This window comes from Mesorhizobium sp. M0029 (assembly GCF_040323735.1).
GTDB lineage: Bacteria > Pseudomonadota > Alphaproteobacteria > Rhizobiales > Rhizobiaceae > Mesorhizobium.
The window spans coordinates 126,001-132,314 of sequence record NZ_JAMYVF010000018.1; the positions used below are offsets into that span (position 1 = coordinate 126,001).

The 6,314-nt window shown below is 63.5% G+C and carries 7 protein-coding genes; 6 read left to right on the top strand and 1 reads right to left on the bottom strand.

Translation table 11 applies throughout. The features are described 5' to 3' along the window. The first annotated feature begins 168 nt into the window (after positions 1-168). The 3 genes from NKJ76_RS25520 (at position 169) to chrA (ending at position 3,304) form a co-directional block, all read left to right on the top strand. Positions 169-957, top strand: a complete 789-nt coding sequence (locus tag NKJ76_RS25520; protein WP_023714996.1) for a 3-hydroxybutyrate dehydrogenase — start codon at positions 169-171, stop codon at positions 955-957. A 140-nt stretch (positions 958-1,097) separates the two neighbouring features. Beyond that, the gene (locus NKJ76_RS25525) at positions 1,098-1,916 is read left to right on the top strand and encodes a chromate resistance protein ChrB domain-containing protein (protein ID WP_352538649.1); all 819 of its coding nucleotides are present in this window, start codon (positions 1,098-1,100) and stop codon (positions 1,914-1,916) included. After that, positions 1,913-3,304 carry a chromate efflux transporter gene (gene chrA / locus NKJ76_RS25530; protein ID WP_023742910.1) on the top strand — a complete coding sequence of 464 codons (1,392 nt, stop codon included), beginning with the start codon at positions 1,913-1,915 and terminating at the stop codon, positions 3,302-3,304. Before NKJ76_RS25525 ends, chrA begins: the two co-directional genes overlap by 4 nt. Positions 3,305-3,329: 25 nt before the next feature. On the opposite strand, the gene NKJ76_RS25535 is transcribed toward chrA, so the two are convergent. Then, complete coding sequence (locus NKJ76_RS25535) at positions 3,330-3,509, bottom strand: hypothetical protein (protein ID WP_352538650.1); 180 nt, start codon at positions 3,507-3,509, stop codon at positions 3,330-3,332. 32 nt (positions 3,510-3,541) lie between these two features. Between NKJ76_RS25535 and NKJ76_RS25540 the strand changes: the two genes are divergently transcribed. From NKJ76_RS25540 to NKJ76_RS25550, 3 genes are all read left to right on the top strand, one after another. After that, the gene (locus tag NKJ76_RS25540) at positions 3,542-4,528 is read left to right on the top strand and encodes a methyltransferase (protein ID WP_352538651.1); all 987 of its coding nucleotides are present in this window, start codon (positions 3,542-3,544) and stop codon (positions 4,526-4,528) included. Positions 4,529-4,907: 379 nt separating this feature from the next. Further along, complete coding sequence (locus NKJ76_RS25545) at positions 4,908-6,113, top strand: pilus assembly protein TadG-related protein (protein WP_348524259.1); 1,206 nt, start codon at positions 4,908-4,910, stop codon at positions 6,111-6,113. A 4-nt stretch (positions 6,114-6,117) separates the two neighbouring features. After that, the coding region (locus NKJ76_RS25550; protein WP_352538652.1) for a TadE/TadG family type IV pilus assembly protein at positions 6,118-6,314 on the top strand (197 nt) is incomplete at its 3' end.

Below are 6,314 nucleotides of genomic sequence, written 5' to 3' on the forward strand. Positions count from 1 at the left end.
AACACTGCCGTGTCAGCCTTGACGTGTCAGCCTTGAGACGGCGCTCGGCGAGGCCGGCAAAGCGCGTTTTAGTGCTGTAACAGCGCCGACATATGGTTATGGCGTTGTCATGTTGCGGCGCACAAACTATGTGCCTTTGTAGTCCCTCCCAACAGTCGCGAGATCTCCATGGGTTCCCTTTCTTCGAAGAATGCGCTCGTCACCGGATCGACCAGCGGCATTGGCCTGGCCATTGCCCGCGCCCTTGCCGCCGAGGGCGCCAACGTCACGATCAACGGCCTTGGCGAAGCCGCGGCGATCGAACAGGAGCGCGCCGGCATCGAGAAGGATTTCGGCGTCCAGTGCCGCTACTCCGGCGCCAACATGATGGACGGCGCAGCGGTGACCGCCATGGTGCGCGAAGCCGAGCAGGCCTTGGGCAGCCTCGACATTCTGGTCAACAATGCCGGGATACAGCATGTCGCGCCAATCGAGGAGTTTCCCGACGACAAGTGGGAAGCCATCATCCGCATCAATCTGCTTGCCGCCTTTTACGCGATCAAGGCCGTGGTGCCCGGCATGAAGGCGCGCAAATGGGGCCGCATCATCAACACCGCGTCGGCGCATGCACTGGTCGCCTCGCCGTTCAAGTCGGCTTACGTCTCGGCCAAGCACGGCATAGCGGGTCTGACCAAGACGGTAGCGCTGGAAGTCGCGCAGGACGGCATCACCGTCAACGCCATCGCGCCCGGCTATGTCTGGACGCCACTGGTCGAAAAACAGATCCCCGACACGATGAAGGCGCGCGGCATGACCGAGGAACAGGTCAAGCACGACGTGCTGCTGGCAGCGCAGCCGACGAAGCAATTCGTCACCGTCGAGGAGCTCGCCGCGCTGACTCTGTTCCTGTGCTCTGACGCAGCCAGACAGATCACCGGCACCACCTTGCCGATGGATGGCGGCTGGACGGCGCAGTAGGCGCGGTCCCCCGGCGCCGCTCTTTCCTTGACAAATACGAAGGATCAATCCAGCATTGTGGCAAGGGGTTCCTTCGCGACGACCCCGTGAGGCGTCAGCCCAATGATCGCGTCCAAACTCTCACTCTGGAGGTGGACGCCATGCCGTCAACAACCGCAATCACCGTAGCGCAGCTTTCCCGCCTTGTCGGTCTGTCCGACGCGCCTGTTCTTGTCGATGTCCGCATCGACGAAGACTACGACGTCGATCCGCGGCTGCTTCCGGCCTCGTGCCGGCGCGACTTCAAGTCTGTTTCGAGCTGGGCGGCCGAGTTCACGGGGGCTCATGCTGTCGTCATCTGCCAGAAGGGGCTGAAGCTCTCGCAAGGCGTTGCCGCATGGCTGCGCCATGAGGGCATTGCTGCCGAATCTCTTGAAGGCGGCTTCGAGGCGTGGCAGGCGGCCAAGGGACTTCTGGTCAAGGCCGACAAGATACCGCCCCGCGACGACAAGGGCCGCACGGTCTGGGTGACGCGTGCCCGCCCCAAGGTCGACCGCATCGCCTGTCCCTGGCTGATCCGCCGCTTCGTCGATCCCTCGGCGGTGTTCCTGTTTGTCGAGCCGTCTGAAGTGCTGGCGGCCGCCGATCGGTTTGGGGCGGTTGCCTTCGACATCGACGACGTGTTCTGGAGCCATCGCGGCGAGCGCTGCACCTTCGACACGATGATCGAAGAGTTCGGGTTGCGGTCCGAAGCGCTCGATCGCCTTGCGCTGATCGTGCGTGCAGCCGATACGGCGCGCCTCGATCTCGTACCGCAGGCGGCCGGGTTCCTCGCTGCATCGCTCGGGCTGTCGCGCATGTTCCGCGACGATCTCGAACAGCTTGATGCCGCCATGCTGCTCTACGATGCGTTCTTCAGATGGTGCCGCGATGCCACTGACGAAACCCACAATTGGCCCAGCGCGGGCAAAGCGCCATGAGCGCCCTTGCCGCGGACGACGATGCACAGGCTACCGAGGCTCCGATCGTCCCGACCTTCCGCCAAGCCGCGAAACTGTGGGCAAGGATCGGCCTGCTCTCCTTCGGCGGGCCGGCCGGACAGATCGCGCTGATGCACAAGGAATTGGTCGAGGATCGCCGCTGGATCGGCGAGCAGCGGTTCCTGCATGCGCTCAACTACTGCATGCTTCTGCCAGGCCCCGAGGCACAGCAGCTCGCCATCTATATCGGCTGGCTGCTGCACCGGACCGCCGGCGGCCTCGTTGCCGGCATCCTGTTCGTGCTGCCCGGTGCGTTTGTCATGCTGGGCCTCAGCATCTTCTACGTGCTTTACAATGATGCGCCCGTCATCGAGGCGCTGTTTTTCGGCATCAAGGCGGCGGTGCTGGCCGTCGTCGTCGAGGCGGTCCTCCGCATCGGGAAACGGGCGCTCAAGAACCGGGTGATGATGGCGATCGCGGTGGCCGCGTTCCTTGCCATTTATGTCATCAGGCTCCCGTTTCCGCTGATCATCCTGGTTGCAGGGCTGACCGGCTGGATCGGCAACCGCCTGGCACCGGCGCGTTTTTCCGGAGCCGCACGCGGCAAGGACAATTTGCCCGATGTCAGGGGCGCCGTCGACGTCATGTTCGAACGCGGCGAACTCGCTCACACCAAGCCGACGAAATGGCACGCGCCGCGCACCATCGCGATCTGGCTGCCGATCTGGCTCGGGCCGGTCGTACTGATCCTGGCGCTGACCGGCCCTGCCAGTGTTTGGGCACAGCTTGGCGGCTTCTTCAGCCTGATGGCGGTGGTCACATTCGGCGGCGCCTACGCCGCACTCTCCTATGTCGCGCAGGCAGCGGTGACGTCGTTCGGCTGGCTGGCGCCGGGTGAAATGGTCGATGGGCTTGGCCTGGCCGAGACGACGCCGGGACCATTGATCCTGGTGCTGCAATTCGTCGGCTTCGTCGCCGCCTACCGGCACGCCGGTGCGATGGGACCGCTTGTCGCCGGATCGCTCGGCGCATTGCTGACGCTCTGGGTGACGTTCGTGCCGTGCTTCTTCTGGATCTTTCTCGGTGCCCCCTACATCGAAGCGCTGCGCGGCAACAAGGCACTGTCGGCGGCGCTGAGTGCGATCACGGCGGCTGTCGTCGGCGTGGTGATGAACCTTGCGCTGTGGTTCGCACTGCATGTCGTCTTCGGCGCGGTGCACCGCGTTGGCCTGGGCATGGAGGTGCCGGTGCTGTCGTCGCTGGATTGGCGTGCCGCGCTGCTGGCGGCAGCCGCTATGGTCGCCATGCTGAAACTGAGGATCGGCATGCTGCCGACATTGGCCGGCTCGGCGCTGGCCGGACTGGCGCTGCTGGCCTTGCCTGCGTAGCGTCCGAAGGCGCGACCAGCCATTATCACAGCCGGATTTTTGAGGTATGCCGGGCCGGCGCACAACGGTCGCGGGCGCTGGTAGGATCAGCGCCGGCCCCGGAGATACGCTTTACGTCGAACCCGATACCGCCAAGCTGAACCTGCTCGACGCGGAGAGCGGCGCGCTGGCGAACTGATTTGACGAGGTTGGCCGAGCTGTTCAAGGTCGATCCTGGATCGCACAACGGGATATGACATGGTGGATTCCGATCGGATCGACAAGCTGATCGCAGGGGTGCCCCCCGCCTTGGCGCTTCGTGCCGGGCTGGACCTTGGCATCTTCACCTGGCTCGGCGGCGATGCTGCGACTGCCGACAGCCTTGGGGCAGCGCTCAAAGTCGAGCCCGCTCGTCTGTCGCGGCTCCTCTACGCGCTCGCCAGCATCGGTCTCCTCGACGTCGAGGATGGTCAGTTTCGCAACGGAGCCGAAGCGTCGGAGTTTCTTGACGCGTCCAAGCCGACCTATCGCGGCGGCGATCATGTGCTGCTGCGCGAACTCTGGGGAGCCGACCTTTTGACCGCAGAGTCGCTGCGGCAGAACCGGCCGGCCGCGCTGCATGACTTTTCTGAAGCGGGGCCAGAATCCGCAGCGGCCTTCAGCCGCATGCTCGCACCGGGAGGGGTGATTTTCGGCCGGAATCTGGCCCGTGAGCTGGACCTCTCGGCGGTCCGTTCGGTGATCGACATCGGCGGCGGCGCCGGGACCATTCTGGTCGGACTTCGCGAGCGATGGCCGCATATTGCGGCGACTTTGATGGAACTCCCGACGGTCGCAGCGGTCGCACCAGCGATCCTGTCGGAATACGGTGCCGGCGATGTGGTTGTCGAAGAAGGCGACATAACGGTCGCTCCATCGACCGGCCGGCATGACTTGGCAATCCTGAAGGCTGTCGTCCAGGTCCTGCCGCCGGACCAGGCGCGCAGTTCGATCCTGAACGCGGCGCGTTGCCTCACCCAAGGAGGCGAGATCGCAATTGCGGGGTGGGGTGTCGTCGATGACGACCGTCTCGGCCCGCCTGAGGGTGTCTTTCTCAATCTCACCTTCCTGAACCTTTACCGCGCAGGCGAATCGTACACGGAAGGTCAGTATCGCGGGTGGATGGCCGAAGCTGGGTTCCGGGATATCTCCAGGTCGCAGCTGACCGACGGCACCACGTTGTTTCGTGGGCGCCTCACGGACTGATCGTGGCTGGAGTGGTTGGTTTCGGGCGTGTGTGGCCCTCAGAGCCAGCCCCGGACGGATTGCACAAAGTTCCTGAGGCGGCGTGAGCCGATCTTTCCCCTTACCGGCAGCGCGGTGTCCCCTGTCTTCTCGATAGCTTCTTCGCAGAGGGGGCATTTAAATGTCACTTGGTCGACAACAAAGTTCGGGATAGCGGCATATTTCGCATTCGTCGATTGGGGCGGAACCTCCGACAGGATGTTGCGCGGTCGCTGCAACTTGCGCCTAGCTAGCCCGTTCGACTACGTCGAATCGGAATGGAGTTTTTAGACATTCGTTTATCTATTCGTGGTTTCTAATACATATGGCATCCAACGCGTTCACCCGGATTTGGTTTGCTTTGAGCCGCCTAAGGCGCGCCACGAACGGTAACGTTGCCGTCATCGTTGCCTTCACCTTGCCGGTCGTGGTTGGCGGCGCCGGCCTCGGTGTGGAGACATCCTTCTGGTATTACAGCAGCCTCAAGCTGCAGGCCGTTGCCGATGCCGCGGCCTATGCCGGCGCGCTCGAGAAAGTCGCGGGTTCCGATAACCCGACCATCATCGCCGCCGCCACGCAGTCCGCGACCTCGAACAATTTTGCCACGCCGGGCACGATCCAGGTCAACACGCCGCCATTGTCCGGCCCGAACACCGCGAAGAAGGCAGTGGAGGTCATCGTCAAGCAGAACCTCGACCGCTACTTCACGGCGATTTTCAACCAGGCGCCCGTTGCCGAACAGGCAAGGGCGGTGGCGCTGATCAATGACGCCTCCAAAGCTTGCGTGCTGGCGCTCAGTCCGTCGGCCTCCCAGGCTGCGCTCTTTTCCGGCAACACCACCGTCAACCTCACCGGCTGTTCGGTCATGTCGGACTCGATTGCCTCGGACGCCATAAAGACGCAGGGCTCGGCGGTGCTCAAGGCCGACTGCCTGATCACGGTCGGCGGCATGGTGCTGAACAATCCAGCGACCACAGTCTGCAAGTCCAACATCACCCGAGCCTTGCCGGCAGCCGATCCTTTCTCCGGCTTGGCGACGCCGACAGCCGGCAACCCTTGCAAGAATGTCAACGGCAACAAGACGTCGCAAACACTCCAGCCTGGCACCTACTGTAGCGGCATGAGCCTCAGCGGCAACGTCACCCTGCAGCCCGGCGTCTACGTCGTGCAGGGCGGTATGAAGGTCAACGCCAACGCGGTCGTCGCCGGCAGCGGGGTAACCATCTTCATGGCAGGCAGCAACACCGTCAGCATGAACGGCAACGCCAAGGTGACGCTGAGCGCGCCTACCTCCGGAGCCTATTCCGGCGTGCTGTTCTACGGCGACAGGACCGGGACTGCGGCACAGAGCACCTTCAACGGCACAGCGGACTCGCTTTTGACCGGCGCCATCTATTTTCCCAGGCAGCAGGTCAACTACCTTGGCAACTTCTCGGGGAACGGTGGCTGCACTCAGGTCGTCGCCGACACCATCCAGTGGTCAGGCAGTACGACGATCAAGCAGAACTGCAAAGGCCTCGGGATGGACGACATTCCGGCGGCACTGTCCGTTCAGCTTGTCGAGTAGCGGGATGGGTGGGCGGACCTTGCGCATTGTCCGGGACAAATCCGGGATAGCCGCCGTGGAGTTTGCCATGTTGCTGCCCGTCCTGTGCTTGGTCTGCCTCGGCATCGCCGATGGCTGGTCCTACGTGACGAGTTACCTGCAGATGCGCGCGGGCGTCAAAACCGCGGCCAATCTCGTGATGGCCGGCGCGTCCAATGACAC

Bases quoted from the DNA above. Each gene is read 5' to 3' on its own strand.
- NKJ76_RS25520 (WP_023714996.1), top strand. From the start codon at position 169: ATGGGTTCCCTTTCTTCGAAGAATGCGCTCGTCACCGGATCGACCAGC.
- NKJ76_RS25525 (WP_352538649.1), top strand. From the start codon at position 1,098: ATGCCGTCAACAACCGCAATCACCGTAGCGCAGCTTTCCCGCCTTGTC.
- chrA (WP_023742910.1), top strand. From the start codon at position 1,913: ATGAGCGCCCTTGCCGCGGACGACGATGCACAGGCTACCGAGGCTCCG.
- NKJ76_RS25540 (WP_352538651.1), top strand. From the start codon at position 3,542: ATGGTGGATTCCGATCGGATCGACAAGCTGATCGCAGGGGTGCCCCCC.